The organism is Oricola indica, assembly GCF_019966595.1.
Lineage (GTDB): Bacteria > Pseudomonadota > Alphaproteobacteria > Rhizobiales > Rhizobiaceae > Oricola > Oricola indica.
Genome location: NZ_JAINFJ010000001.1, coordinates 53,409 through 72,000 on the forward strand (window position 1 = coordinate 53,409; position 18,592 = coordinate 72,000).

Below are 18,592 nucleotides of genomic sequence, written 5' to 3' on the forward strand. Positions count from 1 at the left end.
GGACTCCTTTGGGGAGTGGACGCGGGTGACGGAACAAATCAGATCGAGCCGGATTGCAGCCATCTCCGGGCGAGTTCGGCTGTTTGCCATGTGCCTCGCCGGTCTCGCGGCGATCGCGGCCACGCCGGTGTCGGCCGACGTCTGCGCGGATTTGCGCGCGCAATTGCGCGACGCATCCAGGCCCGGTCCGGGAACCTCGGCGCAAGCGCGACGCTATGCCGAAGCGGCGATCCGCCAATCGGCCGAAATCGACAAGACAATCGCAATCCAGCGCTCCAACGGATGCTTCCGCGATCCCGGAGCGGCCTGCCAGTCGCTCAATCGTACCATCCAGAAGATGCGAGCCAATCTCGACTCGCTGGAGAGGCAACGCGACCGGCTTTCCGGACGGATCAACAGATCGCGGGTGCGCGCCATCGAGGCACGCATGGCCCGCTTCCGCTGCGACGAACCGCAACGCCTCGCCAGCCGAGAACCGCAAGAGCGCAGGGTGACCGTCATCCCGCCAAGCATGGACAGGAATGACCGCAGGACCAAGATCATCGTGCGTGAAGGCATCGGCCGCCAGCGCCTCTACGATCCGCAAGCTGCGCCGCAGGCCCTGCCGGAAGACCAGGCGGCGGTCGCACCCGACGACCCGAATGCCGTTACCCTGCCCTACATGCCCGGAACGTTCCGAACCCTGTGCGTGCGGACCTGCGACGGCTACTACTTCCCGGTATCGTTTTCGACCGGCTTCGATTTCCTCCAGCGCGACGCGCAGACCTGTCAGGCGATGTGCCCGGCGACGGAAGCGAAGCTGTTCTTCCACCGTGTGCCGGACCAGGAAAGCGAAGAGATGATCTCGCTGCAGGGGCGGCCTTACACCGCGCTGCCCAACGCGTTCCTCTATCGCGAACAGCGCACCGACACCGCCGATCCCGCCTGCACCTGCGGCACGCCGCAAACGATCGCGCGCACGCCGGAAGAAGAACTTCCCGACTCCGGCGGAACACGGCTCAGCGCAATCCCGACGCCGCTCGACAAGCCCGAGATGATGCCTGAGACAGATATCGAAACGGCGGACACAGCTGTCCCCGGACCTGAAGAAGAGCCTGACCTCGCGGCGGATGGTGAGCGAAAAGCCGTCGAGGAAGCGAGCGCCGATACTGTCGAGGACCCCGCAAACACGCGCAAACGCGTCAGGGTCGTCGGGCCAGAATTCCTTCCCGCCCCAGAAGCGGCAACAGATCCGCAATCTCAGGACCTGACGAGCGACCGGTAAGGGCGATGCGCAGGGGCATGAAGAGCGCCCTGCCCTTGCGGCCGCTTTGCGCCTTCGCCGCCACCGTCCATGCCCCCCATGTCGAGGCGTCGATTTCGCCTTCCGGCAGCAGGTCGAATGCGGCGCGCGCATAGTCGAGATCGTCGCCTTCCAGCGCCGCCTGATCGTCAGGACCGACCGTCAGGATCCGCCACCATTCGGCAGCGTCCGGCACCTTCTCGATATTGGCGCGAACGACGGTCCAGAATGCCTCGGCGCGCGGATCGGCCGTATCGACACCGGCCGCAGCCAGCCGCTCGGATGCCGCCGAAAACGGCAATTCATGGACAATCTGCCGATTGAGGACATCGAGTTCCGCCGGATCGAACTTCGCAGCCGACTTCGAGCAGCTTGCGAGATCGAAGGTCGAGGCCATCGTCTCCAGCGAAGGCGCGGCGGCCACTGCGGCCGATGTGCCGATCAGGACCGCGAGCGATGCGACCGACATGGGCTCGTAACCATCCTCCTGCAGGGCCTTGATCGAAAGGGCGCCGGAGCGCTTCGACAGGCCTTCGCCCGACGCCGTCGTCAGCAGATTGTGATGGCCGAAGGCCGGCGCTGTCGCGCCAAGCGCCTCGAAAAGCGCGATTTGCGCGCCCGTATTGGTCACATGGTCGTCGCCGCGAATGACATGCGTCACACCGAGATCGATGTCATCGACGACGGAAGGCAGCGTGTAGAGATAGGTCCCGTCTTCACGGATCAGCACCGGGTCGGACATGGACGCGAGATCGACGGTCTGCCGACCGCGCACGACATCGTCCCAATGCACCTCCGTGCGGCGCGTCGAAAACGGATCGCCGTCGAAATTCGGCAGGAGGAAGCGCCAGTGCGGCTTGCGACCCTCCGCCTCGAAGGCGGATTTCTCGGCATCGGTCAGCTTGAGCGCTTCGCGGCCATAGACCGGCGGCAGCTTGCGCGACAGGCGGATCTTGCGCCGCCGTTCCAGCTCCTCTGAGGTCTCGTAGCAGGGATAGAGCAGACCGGCCTGCTTGAGGGTCTCCACGGCCGCGTCATGCGCCGTGCCGCGTTTCGACTGATAGGCGACGACATGCGGATGAACGCCCAGCCATTCGAGATCGGCCGCGATCTGGTCGGCATATTCCTGCCTGGAGCGCGCCGTGTCGGTGTCGTCGAAGCGCAGGATGAAGCGCCCTTCGTGTTGCAACGCGTACAGCCAGTTGAACAGCGCGGTGCGGACATTGCCGATATGGATATTGCCGGTGGGCGACGGCGCGAAACGAACGGTAACAGGCATGCGGCGGGGCTTTCGGGTCTGGGTTCGAGGCAGCGGTTAACCTTCGGCGCGCCTCATTGCAAGTTGTCCGCGCTGCGGATGCGAAGCTGGCGCGATACGGTGAACAGCACCACGCTCGCCGCGAGGCAATAGACACCCATCGCGAAGATCTGCGCCGGATAGGGAACGCCGAAGTCGATGAGCGCGCCGGTCAGCCCCGGTCCGACCGCCGTGGCGAACACCATGAAGGCGACGATCAGCGATCGGATGGAGCCGAGATGCTTCGTCCCGTAGACCTCGGGCCAGAGTGCGCCGATGAGCGTGGTCGAAAACCCGTAGGAGATGCCGAGCAGCGCCATGAAGACGAATGGCGCCCAGGCAGCCGGCGTAACCGCCAGCACGAGACACGCCGCACTGAGCGGCAACAGGAAGCTCGGCAGCAGGGAGACGGCCGAGAAACGGTCGATCAGCGCGCCGCAAACCAGCGCGAAGATGATCGTCATCAACGACATGAAGGCAAAGGACGCGGCGAATGTGTCGAGCGACCAGCCGCGCAATTCCACCAGATAGACCTGGTGAAAGAAGATTGTCGTGCCGATGAACGGCGGCGCCAGGATACCGATCAGCATGAGCCAGAACGCGCGGTCGCGGATCACTTCGCCACGCGTCCAGTCGCGTGCGGCAGTGACTTTCGGCTCAGGGTCGGACGAGCGCGGTTCGCGTTCCTGCCGGTAGAGCAAGGCGATCAGCGGCATGGCGACGACGACGAGCAAGCCGGCTCCCGCGACCCAGCTCATGCGCCAGCCGATCGCTCCGGCGACGATCACGAAAATGAAGGGGAATACCGCCTCGCCGGCATTCTGGCCCAGTGCGACGATCGAGATGGCGCGGCCGCGATTGGCGGAAAACCAGCGCCCGGTGGCCGTCATGGCGTTTTGCGTCATCATGCCCTGTCCGAACAGGCGCAGGAAATAGATCACGCAAACCAGCACGACGAGGTGTTGCGACAGCGCCATCGCCACGGACCCTATCGCCAGCATGGGCACGATGATCAGGGTTACCTGCATCGGCGAGAAACGGTCGACCATCCGCCCGACCCAGGTCAGCGAGAACGCGCTGGCCAGCGTCGCGAGCATGTAGATCATGCCGAATTCGCCATGCGACAGGTCGTATTCGGACCGGATTTCGCCGGCCGACAGCGAGATGAAATAGGTCTGCCCGAAGGCCGAGAAAAGCGTCAGCAGAAATCCGCCCGCGAGCCAGCGGGCGTTGCCGATCAGGAAGTTCAGAAACTGCATTGTCCAACCTGGAAATCGAAAAGCCGGAATTGGACGTCGCCGTCATTGTACGCCCGGCAACCCCGCCTTAGAATGAGTCTAAAATGTTTAAATGCGGCCCTTATGCTTGAACACAAACACACCGCGGAGGCAATCCGCGCGCGCCTCGCCGACGGCACGAGACCCAATTATCTGCGCGATTTCATCTATGGCGGCATCGACGGCGCAGTGACGACCTTCGCAATCGTCGCCGGCGTGGTCGGCGCGTCCCTGTCTGCCAACGTAGTCATCATCCTCGGTCTCGCCAATCTCCTGGCCGACGGATTGTCGATGGCGGCCAGCAATTATTCCGGAACGAAGACCGAGATCGACGACCGCAATCGGCTTCGCGCGATGGAAATTCGGCATATCGCCGAGGATCCGGACGGAGAGCGCGAGGAAATTCGCCAGATCCTCGCGTTGAAAGGACTGGAAGGCGAAACACTGGAACACGCTGTCGAGGCCATCACATCCGATCGCGAGCGCTGGATCGCGATGATGCTGGCCGATGAACACGGACAGAGTGGCGCGCTGCGCGATCCGATGAAATCGGCTGTCTCGACATTCCTGGCCTTCCTCGCCTGCGGCGCGGTGCCCCTTCTGCCCTATCTCCTGCTGCCGACAGACCAGGCCATGCCGGTTGCGCTGACGATGACCTCGATCGTGTTCTTCGCCATCGGATCGATCAAGAGCCGCTGGTCCGTAACGCGCTGGTGGACATCCGGACTGGAGACCCTGATCATTGGGCTTGGCGCAGCCACCGCCGCCTTTCTGATCGGTTACATGCTGCGCGACCTTGCTATCGCCTGACGCCGTTTTCCGGTGCCTGATCAGGATGTTGAGGCAGAAACCGGAATCGGAATGCGAGCCGCGACACGCGCCTTCACCACACGCGCCAGGAACAGCATCGCGACCGCGGCGGCGATGGCGTACCACCCCATCGCGGCGACCATGCCCGGAAAGCCGATACCGCGATCGATCAGCCAGCCGCTGAGACCCGGCCCCAGCGCGGTGGAAAACACCATGATCGAGGTAACGACCGATTTGATCGCGCCCAAGTGGCGCGTGCCATAGAGTTCCGGCCAGATCGCGCCAAAGGCCGAGGCATAGAAGCCGAATGCCGTCCCCATGCCCGCCATGAAGATCAGGATCGCCCAGGACGGCGCCGCATATCCGACCGTCAGGTTTGCGATCGCAACGAAAACCAGCATTGCAGGCAGCAAGACCACCGATCCGAACCGGTCGATCACATAACCCGCCACCAGGGTCGCGGCGATGGCGAAGACGGAGAGCACGGGCGTCGATCCGGCGAATTGACCAAGTGCCCATCCGCGCAGCTCGGTCAGATAGACCTGATGGAAGAACACCGTGGTGCCGATCACCGGCGGCGCGAGCAGGCCCAGCATCAGCGCCCAGAAGAGCGGATCGCGCATCGCCTGTCCGCGTGTCCATTGTGCGCCGTGGTCGTCGCCGCGCAGTTCGGCCGCATGCGGCTCGCGCGGCACACGCATGAGCAGATAGATCGCCGGAAGCACCAGCACGACAAAGAACGCCGCATTGACCAGCCAACCACCACGCCAGCCGATGAGCGCGGCGATGGCGACGAAGCTGACCGGCATGACGCTCTCGCCCAGTTGATGGCCGAGCGCCGCCGTCGAGACCGCTTTCCCCCGGGTTGCCGAAAACCAGCGCCCCATGGCGGTCATCGCGGAATGCGCCATCAGCCCCTGCCCGAACATGCGAAGCCCCGTCAGCGCCAGGAAAAGGACGGCCAGATTGCGCGCGAATGCAAGCGCGACCATCGAGAGGGCAAGGCCGACGATCACCAGTCCGGCGTAACGCTCGATCCGCATCGTATCGACGAAGCGCCCGGCAAACGGGATCATCGCAGCGCTGGACAGCGTCGCCCACATGTAGAGCCAGCCGAAATCGCCGTGGGAAAGGCCCAGCTCCGTGCGGATACCGCCGCTCGACAGCGCGATATAGAAGGTCTGGCCGTAGCTCGAAAACAAGGTCAGCAGAAATCCGCCGGCAAGCCAGCGGGCATTGTCACGGAGGAAAACAGGAAGTCTCATCGGCTCAACGCTCTTCCGCATAGCGCTCGATCAGCGCGACTGCATTGGCTACGCCATGCTCGGCACGGATCTCCTCGCCGATCCGCGCGGCGGTTTCCGCGATTTCCTTCGAGCCGGTCGCTTCGCGAAGCGCACGGGCCAGCTTTGCGGCAGTCAGTTTTTTCTGCCCGAGCGGCTTCGGCCCGGCGCCGATCTCGTGGACGAGACCTCCCCAGAATGGCTGGTCGGCGAAAAACGGCACGATAACCGTAGGCTTGCCGGCGCGAAGCCCCGCCGCCGTTGTGCCCGCCCCGCCGTGGTGAACGACCGCCGCCATGCGCGGCAGAAGCCACGCATGTGGCGCCTCGTCAATCTGGAGGATCGTGTCCGGCAGTTCCCCGGTCTTCAGACCGCCCCACCCGCTCGCGATGACCCCGCGAAGGCCCGCTTTCTGCAGAGCATCGACGACGATATGCGCGAGGCGTTGCGGATCGCGCCCGGCCATCGAACCGAATCCGATATAGACCGGCGGCGGCCCCGCTTCGAGGAAGGCGGTCAGTTGCGAGGGTGGGGTCCAGTCCTTTTCGGCATCGAGAAACCAGTAGCCCGTGACATGGGCGCTATCGGGCCAGTCGGCGGGGCGCGGCAGCACCGCCTCGCTGTGGCCGTGCAGAATCGGGATGTCCGAGCCGTCCGACATCCTGCGCATGTCGAAAGAACGGGCCGGCGGCAGGTCCAGACGCTTGCGGAAGTCGCGGGTATATCGCCCCAGGACACGGTTGGTAATGAACAGGATCGGCCAATAGCTCGCCCTGTTGTACCAGCCGCCGAGTTTCCAGTCCGGGAGGACGGTGAAGCGGAAGGCCCGGGTCGGCAGGAACATCGGTATCGGGGTTGCATGAACGCAGGGAATGCCGAGTTTCTCGGCGATATGCGGCGCGGCAACCGCCTTCGAATGATAGACGATGATATCGGGCCCGAAGTCGCGCGCGACCTCCCAGCTTTGCGCCATCAGCGCCCGCTGCATCGGCGCGACCTGGCGCGACATCTCGATGCTGCTCTTGACGACCTGAACGATGCTGCTGCCCTTCTCGAGCAGGTCTTTTCCCTTGTCGGTGTCGATGATGGCGAGCAGATCGTCGCTCATATGGCCGTAGCGCAACCCGTGCGCCTCGACGAACGCCCTGAACCGCTCGCTCGTGGCGAGGACGACCTCGTGTCCGCGTTCCTTCAGACCCAGCGCGAGCGCCAGATAGGGCTGCACATCGCCGCGCGATCCATAGGTTATTATCAGCGCTTTCATATGCGCTCCCGTCCGGCCCTCGCCCGCGCGAAAACCTATGTCCGGTCGCGGAACCGGTTGGTGATCGGATAGCGGCGGTCGCGGCCGAAATTCTTGCGCGTGATCTTCACGCCCGGCGCGGACTGCCGACGCTTGTATTCTGCGATATAAAGCAGATGCTCGATCCGGTGCACGAGCTCACGGTCGTGACCCCGCGCGACGATGTCGTCGACGGCCATCTCATGTTCGACAAGGCATTCGAGAATATCGTCGAGCACCGGATAGGGCGGCAGCGAATCCTGGTCGGTCTGATCGGGGCGCAGCTCGGCAGACGGCTCCTTGTCGATGATGTTCTGCGGGATCACCATGCCGGTCGGCCCCAGCGCGCCCGGCGGCGTGTGGGCATTGCGCCAGCGCGCCAGTGCGTAGACCTGCATCTTGTAGAGGTCCTTGATCGGGTTGAAGCCGCCATTCATGTCGCCATAGAGCGTCGCGTAACCGACGCTCATCTCGGACTTGTTGCCGGTGGTCACGACCATCGAGCCGAACTTGTTGGAGACCGCCATCAGGATCGTGCCGCGCGTGCGGCTCTGCAGGTTCTCCTCGGTGACGCCCTCATTCGTGCCGTGGAACAGGTCCGAAAGGGAACTCATGAAACCTTCGACCGGCTGCTTGATCGGCACGACATCGTAGCGGCACCCGAGCATCTGCGCACAAATCTCGGCGTCGGCAAGCGACTCCGACGAGGTGTATTTGTAGGGCAGCATGATCGCGTGCAGCCGCTCCTCGCCGAGCGCATCGACCGCCAGCGCGGCGCAAATCGCGGAGTCTATGCCGCCGGACAGGCCGAGAACCACGCTCTTGAAGCCGTTCTTGTTGACGTAGTCGCGCAGCCCCAGCATGCAGGCGCGATAGTCCGCCTCCTCGCCTTCCGGAATCCGCGACATCGGCCCCTCGTCGCAATACCAGCTCTCCTCGCCGCGCCGCCAGGTCGTCACGGTCACCTGGTCCTCGAACTGGCTCATCTGAAAAGCGAGCTTGCGGTCCGCGTTGAAGGCGAAACTTGCGCCGTCGAAGACGAGTTCATCCTGCCCGCCAAGCTGGTTGGCATAGAGGACCGGCAGATCGCTCTCGATAACCTGCCTGATAACGACCTGGTGACGAACGTCGATCTTGCCCCGGTAATAGGGCGACCCGTTCGGCACGAGGAGGATCTCAGCGCCGCTCTCGGCCAGTGTCTCGCAAACACCGAGGTCGCCCCAGATATCCTCGCAGACCGGAATGCCGAGCCGCACCCCGCGAAAGTCGACCGGGCCGGGCATCGGGCCCGCCTGAAAGACGCGTTTCTCGTCGAACTCGCCATAATTGGGCAGGTCGACCTTGTGGCGTTCGGCGATAACCTTGCCGCCGTCCAGCACCATGATCGAGTTGTGCCGCAAATCGCCCCGCGCCAGGGGCACGCCCATGACGACGCCCGGCCCGCCATCGGCGGTATCGCCGGCGAGATCCTCGACGGCTTTCTCGCAGGCGGCGAGGAAGGCCGGCTTCATGACGAGATCTTCCGGCGGATAGCCGGCGATGAACAGTTCGGTGAAGAAGACGAGATCGGCGCCGTGTCGGGCCGCGTCGGCGCGAGCCTCGCGTGCAAGGGCGAGGTTTCCGGCAATATCGCCGACAGTCGGGTTCAACTGCGCGACAGCGATACGGAGAATGTCAGGAGCGGTGTTCATGCGCGAGCATTAGCGCGCACAGATGGTCGAGGCAATCGCGTTCGACTCATGCAGCCGAGACGCTCGCCGCCCGGGATTTAATCATCCCGGGCATGCGAAAAAAATCTGGATCAGCGGCCGCGTGCGGGACGCTTGCGGCCCGGCAGCAGGCCTTCGCGCTGCGCCAGCTTGCGTGCGGCCTTGCGGTTGCGGCGAACGGCTTCGCCTTTTTCGCGCGCACGCTTCTCGGACGGCTTTTCATAGGCGCGACGCGATTTCATCTCGCGGAAAACGCCTTCGCGCTGCAGTTTCTTCTTGAGCACCCGAAGTGCCTGGTCGACGTTGTTGTCTCTAACGAGAACTTGCAATGGCTTCCTCATTCGGTTCGTGTTCGGGCACTGCGACGAGCGCAATGCCAAGATGTTTCCGCCGTTCGCCGCAAGATCAGCGGCCTGTGGCTGGCAACAGGAGAATCGCCTGATGACGACGCGCGCATGACGCTAAACCGCGCTTGTGAGCAAAACGGTATAGTTCCGTTTTACGGAAACGACCCGAGACCTGTAAGGTTTTCGGATGTCGGCGCGACGATCCGATTCAGCATTTCAGCCGAACCGGTTGACGCGTATATAACGTCGCTTGCCGCGAAATGCCACGCCTGCCGGAAAAAAACACGAACCGCCGAAAGGGCGCGGAAACGAGTGCAGCCGGCGCGCGTCGAAAGCGTAAGCGGGGGCAATGCCGAAGACGGCACCCGCCTCTCCGGCTTGGCGATCCTGCGCTGACTTACGCCATGCCGGAAAAAAACACTCGCCAGCTATGTTGGTCGATGTGTTAAATTTAATCGACAGCCCCTTGGAACATTGCGTAAATCGCCGCGAGGGACTGCTTTTTTGGAATTCTGTAATGTACCGCCTTTTTTATGTCAGTTCGGCCCGTCCGGACATGCAATCAATCGATATCGATACGCTTGTGAACGCCGCGTCGATGAAGAACCCGTCGCTCGGAATTACGGGCGCGCTCGGCTATGACGGCAAGCGTTTCGCCCAGATCCTTGAAGGGGCGAAAGAGGATGTTCTCGCGCTGATGGATGTCATCCGGTCCGACAATCGCCATTCCGGCATCGTCGTCATGGACGAAAAGTCGGTCGAGGGCCGTGTTTACGACGGTTGGGGATTGAAGCAATTGGACGGACTGATTTTCGAGCACTTCGAAAGCGCCATGGCCGAGGCATGACGATTACATCAGTCCGAGCTTGGCCTCTCCACGATCCAGAATCACCGGAACGATCAGGTCTTCCTCGTCTTCGAGGTGCCTGAGCAGCATCGCGACGAGGTCTTCGGTGTCCTTCGCATAGGCATCGGCGGCGTAGCGCGCCGCGTCACGCCCTTCACCGAGCTTGCCGAGAAAGCCGTTGGCGCCATGTGCGTTCCGCTCCAGCGCGTCGTGAATGACGTGATGGTCGTTGTCCAGCAGATCGAAACCGCGCTTCAACCCGGATTCCGCACGCGTGAAAACGGGGAAATAGTGCATGTCCTCGATCTGGTGATGCCCGTGCAACTGCTGCAGGAAGAATTGCAGCCTCGGCACGAAGAAGGACGCGAAGGGCTGCGCCTCGAGTTGCCCTTCCCTGTAGTCGGAGACTGACTGGGTGAGCATGCCGCCCAGTTCGCGGAACATGTCGTGGCGCTGCAGCCAGAACTGCGCCATGCCGCCGAGATTCTCGTGCGCCTGCCACTGATCGCGCGGATAGCGCTCCAGGAGATAACGCAAATCTTCGGGCAGGCCGGAACGGTGGCCGAGCAGGAGTTGGGGATCGATATCGCTCATGACCGCCTATTTGCCTGCCCGCGCCACCGCTTCAAGGGGCATTAGTGAAAGAACCAGGAATCCCAGGCGAAATATCCGTATTGCCGCGAGTGGTGCGCCCGTTCCGGCTTCGGCGCATCACCGGCCGCGCCATAGGCGAAGAACAATGGCAGGAGATGCTCGTCGGTCGGGTGATTGTCGGCAATGAAAGGCGCGCGGGCCCGCCAGTCAAGGATCGCCTCCGTATCGCCCTTCGCGAACTGCTCGGCGAACCATTCGGTAAACGCCTCGATCTTGCCCGGAAGCTCCGGGTCGGGATCGCGGCCATAACGGATCGACGCGAAAACCGCCCGCAGATTATGCGTGATGTGGCCGGAACCGAGAAGGAGGATCCCCTCCGCGCGCAAAGGCGCCAGCGCCTTGCCGAGCGCAAAGTGATAGGCAGCGTCGCGGTTCGGGTCGATGGACAACTGGACGACCGGGATATCGGCATCGGGCCAGGCGAGGATCAGCGGATTCCAGGCACCATGATCGTAGCCGCGCTCAGGCGCGATACGTGGATTGAGGCCCGCATCCGCGAGGATCTGGGCGATCCGCATGCCGAGTTCAGGCTCGCCCGGCGCCGGATAGACCTTTTCGTAAAGCTCCTGCTGGAAACCGCCGAAGTCGTAGATCATGCCGGGGTTGGGATCGGTCACGACGACCGGTCCATCGGTCTCGAAATGCGCCGACACCATGACGATCGCCTTCGGCTTCGGAACGAGCGAGCCGAGCGATTTCAGGAAATCGTGCGCTTCGGACGGTTCAATGACGACATTCGGTCCGCCATGGGACACGAAAACACTGGGCATTGCAGACATCGTCAGTCTCCTTTGCAATGGAGATAGTATGGTCCGCCACGCGATGCGAGTGGACAATCGGCGACTTTGCGTTCAACAAATGAGAACAAGTGATCAGCGCTGCGGGAACTGCGGCAGGCCGTCGCCGATATCGTAATAATCGCCCTTGTCGGCGACATGGATGTGATGGCCGGCCACAAGGCCCGTTGGCTTGTCGAACGAACCCGCCATGATCGCGGTCCTGTCGCTGTCATTGGCCTTCCAGAACAAGAGAGACCCGCAGGTCTTGCAGAAGCCGCGCCGAGCCGTATCCGAAGCGGCGTACCAGGTCAGGTTTTCGGAGCCGGTGACGGTCAGTTGATCGTCGTCGCACGCCGTGGCGGCGACGAAATGACCCGTCTGGCGTCGACATTGTTCGCAATGACAGAAATGAACAGCGCGGACCGGACCGTTCACAGAATAGGTCACCGCCCCACAGTGACAGCGACCGCTCCGCTTTTCCATTTCGATCTCCCCGAATGAAAACGGGGACGATCATGGACCGTCCCCGCTCAAATCGATTGCCGCCACGCGACGTGCGGTTGTCGCAGCTTATGCGTTGACCGCGATACGGTTGTCACCATTGCCGTTGCTGCGGCCCTGCTTGAGGTTTTCCGCGATCAGGAAAGCCAGTTCCAGCGCCTGGTCGGCGTTGAGGCGCGGGTCGCAATGGGTGTGGTAACGGTCGGACAACTCTTCCTCCGACACGGCACGCGCGCCGCCGGTGCATTCGGTGACGTTCTTGCCGGTCATCTCGACATGGATACCGCCGGGATAGGTGCCCTCGGCGCGGTGGACGTCGAAGAAGCTTTCCACTTCCGACAGGATCCGCTCGAACGGACGCGTCTTGTAGCGATTGGCCGTGATCGTGTTGCCGTGCATCGGATCGCAGGACCACACAACCTTCTTGCCTTCGCGTTCGACGGCGCGGATCAGGCGCGGCAGGTGCTCTTCGACCTTGTCATGTCCGAAACGTGCGATCAGCGTCAGACGGCCCGGTTCGTTCGTCGGATTGAGAATGTCGATCAAGTTGATCAGGTCGTCAGCCTGCAGCGACGGCCCGCATTTCAGCCCGATCGGGTTCTTGATGCCGCGGCAGAACTCGACATGCGCATGGTCGGCCTGACGGGTGCGGTCACCGATCCAGATCATGTGGCCGGAAGTCGCGTACCAGTCGCCCGACGTCGAATCCACGCGGGTCAGCGCTTCCTCGTAGCCGAGCAGCAGCGCTTCATGGCTGGTGTAGAAATCCGTCTCGCGCAGCTTGGCGTAGTTTTCCGAGGTAATGCCGACGGAGCGCATGAAGTCCATCGTCTCGGAGATGCGATCGGCCAGCGCCTCGTAGCGTTCACCCTGCGGGCTTTCGCCGACGAAGCCCATCATCCACTGATGGACGTTTTCGAGATTGGCGAAACCGCCCTGCGCGAAAGCGCGCAACAGGTTCAGCGTCGCCGCCGACTGGCGATACGCCATTTCCTGGCGGTTCGGATCGGGAATGCGCGACTCCGGCGTGAAGTCGATGCCATTGATGATATCGCCCCGGTATGACGGCAGTTCCGCGCCGTCCTGCTTCTCGATATCCGAGGAGCGCGGCTTGGCGAACTGGCCTGCGATGCGGCCGACCTTGACCACCGGCTTGGAGCCGCCGAAGGTCAGAACGACGGCCATCTGGAGGAAGACACGGAAGAAGTCGCGGATATTGTCGGCGCCATGTTCGGCGAAGCTCTCGGCGCAGTCACCGCCCTGCAGCAGAAAACTCCTGCCCTCACAGACTTCGGCCAGCTGTCTCTTGAGCGCACGCGCCTCACCTGCAAATACGAGCGGCGGATAGGTCCGCAGACGGGCCTCGACCTCTTCCAGCACATTGGCGTCCGGATAGGCCGGGACCTGCAGGATCGGCTTTGCTCTCCAACTGTCAGGTGTCCACGTCGTTGCCATTTTACTCACTCGCATTCGATTTAACGGGTTGCCGACGGCGGCAGCACAATATCTGGCTGCTCCGCCGTCGCGCCCCTATACGGGAAAGTAATCGGCGATTCCAGCCTGTATGTCGGGGAAACGTCCTTGGGGGGTCAGGCCGGTTCGCGGTATTTCACACCATGCGCGGCAAGGGCATCGTCGATTAGCGCGCGCTGTTCTTCGCTCAGCGTCACGCTGCGCATGTAACGCGGTATGTCGCGATCGCGAATGATCGGCGTGTCGTCGAATGCATGCGTGTCGGCGATGAAATCCTTCACAGCCTCCGCGCCATACTCGAAAAGATAGCCTTGCAGGACCGCGTCGAGATAGCTCTGCAGGATGGCATGGCCGGTGCCCGCGGCGATCTCCTGCTTGCCCTCGTAAATATAGACAGGCACGTCGAACGCGATGTCGGTGGCGACCGTAATCCTGTCCATTCCGACGACGCGGCGGTGATAATTGAATTCGCGCTCATCCAGCGCGGGAAGGTTTTCCAGCCGATCGAAGACCAAGAGGCCCGGCAGGACATGCTCGGGGTCGTTCTCCGCCCTGACACTCAGAAGCGAGATTGGATCGTCGGTGTGCTCCGGACGGCCCTGCCAATGCCGGCGCCAGCCGCGAACCGAAGCCCTCACCGCGCCGAAGATCGCGGTTCGGTGGGTGTCTCGGTTGACCAGCGAGCCATAGCCGAAATAGGCGAAGACCGCGCCATCGGCGGCAGCCCGGTGAAGATTGTCGATTTGCTCGGGACTCATGATGTTCGGTCGGGGTTTCACTCCCCCAGACATAAGGCCCTCACCCCGGCCGGTTCAAGGGGCCGCGTCAGTCGACGCGGCTTCCGTTTCTGACCCGGTAGGTCGGCGCATACATCGTCACCAGTTCCTCCGCCGCGGTGGGATGAACCGCCATCGTCGCGTCGAAAACGTCCTTGGTGCAGCGCGCCTTGAGCGAGATGCCCAGCAATTGCGCCATTTCGCCGGCGCCCGGTCCGATCACATGCGCGCCAACGACAATGCGGCTTTCTGCATCGACAATCAGCTTCATCAGCATCTTCTCGTCGCGGCCGGCCAGGATGTTGTGCATCGGCCGGAAGCTCGCGCGATAGACCTCCAGTTCCGAATACCGCTCCGCCGCGGCCGATTCCGTCAGGCCTACCGTGCCGATTTCCGGCTGCGAGAACACGGCCGTCGCGACAGTGTCGTAGTCCGGCACGGTCGGATTGTCCTTGAAGGCGGTTTCCAGGAAACACATCGCCTCGTGAATGGCGACCGGCGTCAGCTGCATCCGGTTCGTCACGTCGCCGACCGCCCAGATATTCTCGACCGATGTGCGCGAGTAATTGTCGACAACAATCGCACCCCGGACGTCGAGTTCGACACCGGCATGGCGCATGCCGAGATTCTCGGTGTTCGGAACGCGGCCGATCGCCAGCATGATCTGATCGACGGCGATCGCCTCCCCGCCTGACAGATGCGCGTCCAGCCGGCCATCCGGCCGTTTCTCGACCTTTTCCAGGATCTGGTGACAGACGACCTTGATGCCCTTGGCGATCATCGTTTCCTGAAGATGGTCGCGCAGATCCTCGTCGAAGCCGCCAAGGATCTTCTGGCCGCGATAGACGAGCGTCGTATCGACGCCGAGCCCGTGGAAGATGTTGGCGAATTCGACGGCGATGTAACCGCCGCCCTCGACGATGACCGCCTTCGGCAATTCCTCCAGATGGAAGGCGCCGTTCGACGAGATGCAGTATTCGTGACCGGGCAGCGCATCATGCAGATTGGGGCGGCCGCCGACCGCGACAAGGATCTGGTCCGCTGTGACGGTCTCGCCGGTCGCCTCCAGCAGCACCTCGTGCGGCGATACAAGCTTCGCGCGGGTCTCGTGGATGGTGACGCCGTTCCCTTCCAGCCCCTTGCGATAAAGGCCCTCCAGACGGGCGATTTCCGCATCCTTGGCCGCAATCAGGGTCGGCCAGTCGAACGCGGTCTCGCCGACGCTCCAGCCATAGCCGGGAGCATCCTCGAAATGCTCGGAGAACTGGGACGCATAAACGAAGAGCTTTTTCGGCACGCATCCGCGAATCACGCAGGTCCCGCCCATGCGGTATTCCTCGGCGAGGCCGACACGCTTGCCCATCGCGCCGGCGAGCCGCGCCGCGCGTACGCCGCCGGAACCCCCGCCGATAACAAAGAGGTCGTAGTCGTACTGCGTCATGAACCGCGTCTCCAGATGAATGTCGCCTCGTATCGGACGGGCCATCGCTTAGAGGATCGGGCGAAAAAACAAAAGGCCCGGCACAATGGCCGGGCCCAAAACACTCATGCGAACGGCAATCAGTTCTGCGTGGCGCCGTTCGTCGTGTCCGGCGCGGCGGTGTCGGTGTTGGCCCGCAGCCCTGCCGAGTTCAGCGACTTGGAAACGCTTTCGAGAAGATCGCGCTCGATACCGCGTTTCCAGATGCCCGCCGCATTGTTGATTTCACGCGCCGCGATCGGGCCGTTCTGCAAGAGTTTCTTGCCGGCCTCCGAATTGTAGAACTCGGTGATCGCGTTCAGTTCGTCTTCGCTGAAGGCAGCGGCATAAATACGGGCGGCCTCGTTTTCGAGGTCGGCGCGCCGCGCGGCCAGTTTGAACGCTTCCTCGTCGACGGTCTCGGTGATCGCGACTTCGAGATCGAGATTGCTGGCGATCAGGCGCGCCTTGAGCTGCTCTGCGGCGGCCGGAAGGATCGCGTCATAGGCGTCGGTCGCATCGACGGCCGCGACAGCCGCGCGGGCGGCGGCGAAATGCGATTCGGAAATGTCCTGCGCCAGCGCCGCGGGCGACATGGCCACCGCGAGCGCAAGTCCGGCAACGGCATTGCGGAAAGTCTTGACTGCCAGAAACTTCATGATCTCGATCTACTCCAATTCCCCAGTATGATTGTGCGAGCGATTGCGCGCCGTCAATCGGCCGGCGCTTCAAGCGTGCGTACAGAATCCTTCCCGGCGACGACGGCAAGCGACGTCATGCCGATGAACATGCCGTGCTCCACGACGCCCGGGATCGCAAATAACGCGTCGGACAAAGCCTTTGGGTCCGAAATGTGGCCGAATGATGCGTCCAGGATGAAGTGTCCGCCATCCGTTTCGTAGGGTTGCCCGTCGCGAACACGCAAGCGCAACTGGCCTGAATAGCCAAGGCCCGCATAGGCTTCGGCGATATCCTGGCGCGTCGCCTCGAGCCCGAACGGATTGATCTCGATCGGCAGCGGAAACGCGCCGAGCGCCGGGACGAGTTTGCTCTCGTCCGCGATGACGATGAATTTCGCCGACGCGTGGGCGACGATCTTCTCGCGCAGCAGCGCGCCGCCTCCGCCCTTCGTCAGGTTCAGGCCCGGGTCGATTTCGTCCGCCCCGTCGATGCACAGGTCGAGACGCGGCGTGTCGTCCAGCGTGGTCAGCGGAACGCCAAGTTCGAGACAGAGACGCGCCGTACGCTCCGATGTCGGCACACCGGTGACCTTGAAACCGTCGCCGACCTTTTCGGCGAGCAGATGGACGAATGCCTCCGCCGTGCTGCCCGTTCCGATGCCGAGCTTCATGCCGTTCTCGACATGCGACAATGCGGTCTGCGCCGCGGCGATTTTCAGCTGGTCCTGTGACATATACAGGCTTTTCCCCGATTGAGCCGGGACCGGTTATCATGCCGCCGCCCCCTCGCCAACCTGCAATCGCCCCCTTCCCCGGCGCATTGGCGTTGCAATGCGGGTCCTGCCGCACTAACCCGGACGCCGGACAACCCGAACGGAGCAATCGATGAAACCGCCGATCATCGTGTTCGATCTCGACGGAACGCTGGTGGATACCGCGCCCGACCTGCTTGCCAGCATGAACCATGCGTTGAAGCATGTCGGCCTCGGGCCGATCGCCGATGAGGGATTCAGCAAATATGTCGGCCAGGGCGCCCGCGTCATGCTGGAACGGGCCTACGAGACATCCGGCCAGGTGCCCGCGCCCGAGACGCTCGATGAACTGATGGGCCATTTCCTCGACTACTATCAGGACACCATGCCGGGCCTGTCTCGCCCCTACGAGCATGTGCTCGACGCGATAGGCGCTTTCCGCGCCGAGGGTTATATCGCGGCAGTGTGCACCAACAAGATCGAGGCCAATGCCGTGCGCCTTCTCGAGGCGCTGGAAATCGACGGGCTGTTCTCCGCGATCTGCGGACAGGACACTTTCCCCGTCCGAAAACCAGACCCGGCACATCTGACCGGTACGATCGCCAAGGCCGGCGGCGATTCCGCAAGAGCGCTCATGGTCGGCGACAGCGAGACAGACATCCGCACCGCGCAAGCAGCCCGAATTCCGGTCGTCGCGGTGGATTTCGGATATACGGACCGCCATGTCAGCGCATTCGGCCCGGACACGGTGATTTCGCACTATCGCGAGCTCGATCCGGCACTCGCCGAAAGCCTTCTCGACCGGCGCGACGCGACCAGTTGACTTTCCTTCACGGCGGAGACTATATCCGCGCTTCCACGCAGGGTCAGGGCGATTAGCTCAGCGGGAGAGCACTGCCTTCACACGGCAGGGGTCGCTGGTTCAATCCCAGCATCGCCCACCATAATCTGACTGGTTTCAAGTTCCTGTCATTACGACAAGCGGCCATTGCCTCGGGAGATGCCGAGAGGCATGGAGCAATTAACGCCCACGCAGTTCCGGCTACCTCGTAATGTGCTTGACCGCCCACATCACGGCTTCTTCGATACGGGCCTTGGCGCGGCGCGTTTCATCGGATTCTCCGAGTTCGTCGATCAACTCCAAGAACTCCTGCCCCTGCTCCTTGATCCGGTAGATCGTCTGGTTTTCGGCTTCCGACAGGGAGCGATAGTACATGCCGACGCGGTCGGAAGTGGCTGCATTGCTTTTCATTGTGAAAACCCATTTTGACCCAAGACTTGGCTTGATATCCGGAAGAGTAAAAAAAAATCCTAACGGAACATCGTGACATTGTCGGTGCAGCAGCATTTTTGCCTGCCGGCAGGCCCAATCCCTCCTAACCCT

At 62.6% G+C, this 18,592-nt stretch carries 19 protein-coding genes and 1 tRNA gene; 5 read left to right on the forward strand and 15 right to left on the reverse strand.

The genetic code is table 11. From position 1 onward, the window contains the following. Window positions 1-25 precede the first annotated feature (25 nt). Window positions 26-1,264, forward strand: coding sequence for a DUF2865 domain-containing protein (locus LC343_RS25195; RefSeq protein WP_223475078.1), 1,239 nt, complete (start codon window positions 26-28; stop codon window positions 1,262-1,264). Here LC343_RS25195 and gltX read toward each other — a convergent pair. Beyond that, entirely contained in the window at window positions 1,182-2,561 is a 1,380-nt protein-coding gene (gene gltX, locus LC343_RS00240; RefSeq protein ID WP_223475079.1) for a glutamate--tRNA ligase, read from the reverse strand. The two genes, LC343_RS25195 and gltX, sit on opposite strands and share 83 nt — an antisense overlap. A gap of 53 nt (window positions 2,562-2,614) precedes the next feature. Beyond that, window positions 2,615-3,838, reverse strand: a complete 1,224-nt coding sequence (locus tag LC343_RS00245) for an MFS transporter (protein WP_223475080.1) — start codon at window positions 3,836-3,838, stop codon at window positions 2,615-2,617. A gap of 102 nt (window positions 3,839-3,940) precedes the next feature. Here LC343_RS00245 and LC343_RS00250 point away from each other — a divergent pair, with 102 nt between their 5' ends. Beyond that, complete coding sequence (locus tag LC343_RS00250; RefSeq protein WP_223475081.1) at window positions 3,941-4,666, forward strand: VIT1/CCC1 transporter family protein; 726 nt, start codon at window positions 3,941-3,943, stop codon at window positions 4,664-4,666. A gap of 20 nt (window positions 4,667-4,686) precedes the next feature. Here LC343_RS00250 and LC343_RS00255 read toward each other — a convergent pair whose 3' ends face one another. The 4 genes from LC343_RS00255 to rpsU form a co-directional block, all read right to left on the reverse strand. Next, window positions 4,687-5,931 (reverse strand): MFS transporter, encoded by a 1,245-nt coding sequence (locus LC343_RS00255; RefSeq protein WP_223475082.1) that lies wholly within the window; start codon window positions 5,929-5,931, stop codon window positions 4,687-4,689. A 4-nt stretch (window positions 5,932-5,935) separates the two neighbouring features. Continuing rightward, window positions 5,936-7,213: a glycosyltransferase gene (locus LC343_RS00260; protein WP_223475083.1), complete on the reverse strand. Its 1,278-nt coding sequence runs from the start codon at window positions 7,211-7,213 to the stop codon at window positions 5,936-5,938. A 35-nt stretch (window positions 7,214-7,248) separates the two neighbouring features. Continuing rightward, the gene (locus LC343_RS00265) at window positions 7,249-8,922 is read right to left on the reverse strand and encodes an NAD+ synthase (protein ID WP_223475084.1); all 1,674 of its coding nucleotides are present in this window, start codon (window positions 8,920-8,922) and stop codon (window positions 7,249-7,251) included. 110 nt (window positions 8,923-9,032) lie between these two features. Then, on the reverse strand, window positions 9,033-9,269 hold the full coding sequence (rpsU, locus tag LC343_RS00270) for a 30S ribosomal protein S21 (RefSeq protein WP_223475085.1): 237 nt from the start codon (window positions 9,267-9,269) through the stop codon (window positions 9,033-9,035). 535 nt (window positions 9,270-9,804) lie between these two features. On the opposite strand from rpsU, the gene LC343_RS00275 reads away from it, so the two are divergent. Beyond that, window positions 9,805-10,134, forward strand: a complete 330-nt coding sequence (locus LC343_RS00275) for a BLUF domain-containing protein (RefSeq protein ID WP_223475086.1) — start codon at window positions 9,805-9,807, stop codon at window positions 10,132-10,134. A gap of 3 nt (window positions 10,135-10,137) precedes the next feature. Here the strand turns inward: LC343_RS00275 and LC343_RS00280 are convergent, their stop codons facing one another. The 8 genes from LC343_RS00280 to rpiA form a co-directional block, all read right to left on the reverse strand. Next, the gene (locus LC343_RS00280; RefSeq protein WP_223475087.1) at window positions 10,138-10,728 is read right to left on the reverse strand and encodes a hemerythrin domain-containing protein; all 591 of its coding nucleotides are present in this window, start codon (window positions 10,726-10,728) and stop codon (window positions 10,138-10,140) included. A 41-nt stretch (window positions 10,729-10,769) separates the two neighbouring features. Then, a complete protein-coding gene (locus LC343_RS00285) occupies window positions 10,770-11,567 on the reverse strand; it encodes a DODA-type extradiol aromatic ring-opening family dioxygenase (RefSeq protein WP_223475088.1) in 798 nt (265 codons plus the stop codon). 93 nt (window positions 11,568-11,660) lie between these two features. Beyond that, window positions 11,661-12,050 carry a GFA family protein gene (locus tag LC343_RS00290; protein WP_223475089.1) on the reverse strand — a complete coding sequence of 130 codons (390 nt, stop codon included), beginning with the start codon at window positions 12,048-12,050 and terminating at the stop codon, window positions 11,661-11,663. Between the two features lie 87 nt (window positions 12,051-12,137). Beyond that, window positions 12,138-13,523 (reverse strand): class II 3-deoxy-7-phosphoheptulonate synthase, encoded by a 1,386-nt coding sequence (locus LC343_RS00295; RefSeq protein ID WP_223475090.1) that lies wholly within the window; start codon window positions 13,521-13,523, stop codon window positions 12,138-12,140. Between the two features lie 134 nt (window positions 13,524-13,657). Further along, complete coding sequence (locus LC343_RS00300; protein WP_223475091.1) at window positions 13,658-14,299, reverse strand: gamma-glutamylcyclotransferase family protein; 642 nt, start codon at window positions 14,297-14,299, stop codon at window positions 13,658-13,660. Between the two features lie 67 nt (window positions 14,300-14,366). Next, on the reverse strand, window positions 14,367-15,758 hold the full coding sequence (gene gor, locus LC343_RS00305; RefSeq protein ID WP_223475092.1) for a glutathione-disulfide reductase: 1,392 nt from the start codon (window positions 15,756-15,758) through the stop codon (window positions 14,367-14,369). Between the two features lie 119 nt (window positions 15,759-15,877). Next, complete coding sequence (locus LC343_RS00310; protein WP_223475093.1) at window positions 15,878-16,435, reverse strand: DUF2059 domain-containing protein; 558 nt, start codon at window positions 16,433-16,435, stop codon at window positions 15,878-15,880. 53 nt (window positions 16,436-16,488) lie between these two features. Next, on the reverse strand, window positions 16,489-17,190 hold the full coding sequence (gene rpiA / locus LC343_RS00315) for a ribose-5-phosphate isomerase RpiA (protein ID WP_223475094.1): 702 nt from the start codon (window positions 17,188-17,190) through the stop codon (window positions 16,489-16,491). 151 nt (window positions 17,191-17,341) lie between these two features. Between rpiA and LC343_RS00320 the strand changes: the two genes are divergently transcribed. Both LC343_RS00320 and LC343_RS00325 read left to right on the forward strand, forming a co-directional pair. Beyond that, window positions 17,342-18,031, forward strand: coding sequence for an HAD family hydrolase (locus LC343_RS00320; protein WP_223475095.1), 690 nt, complete (start codon window positions 17,342-17,344; stop codon window positions 18,029-18,031). Between the two features lie 46 nt (window positions 18,032-18,077). Then, a tRNA-Val gene (locus tag LC343_RS00325) sits at window positions 18,078-18,152 on the forward strand. 98 nt (window positions 18,153-18,250) lie between these two features. Here the strand turns inward: LC343_RS00325 and LC343_RS00330 are convergent. Further along, complete coding sequence (locus LC343_RS00330; RefSeq protein ID WP_223475096.1) at window positions 18,251-18,460, reverse strand: Acb2/Tad1 domain-containing protein; 210 nt, start codon at window positions 18,458-18,460, stop codon at window positions 18,251-18,253. Window positions 18,461-18,592 lie beyond the last annotated feature (132 nt).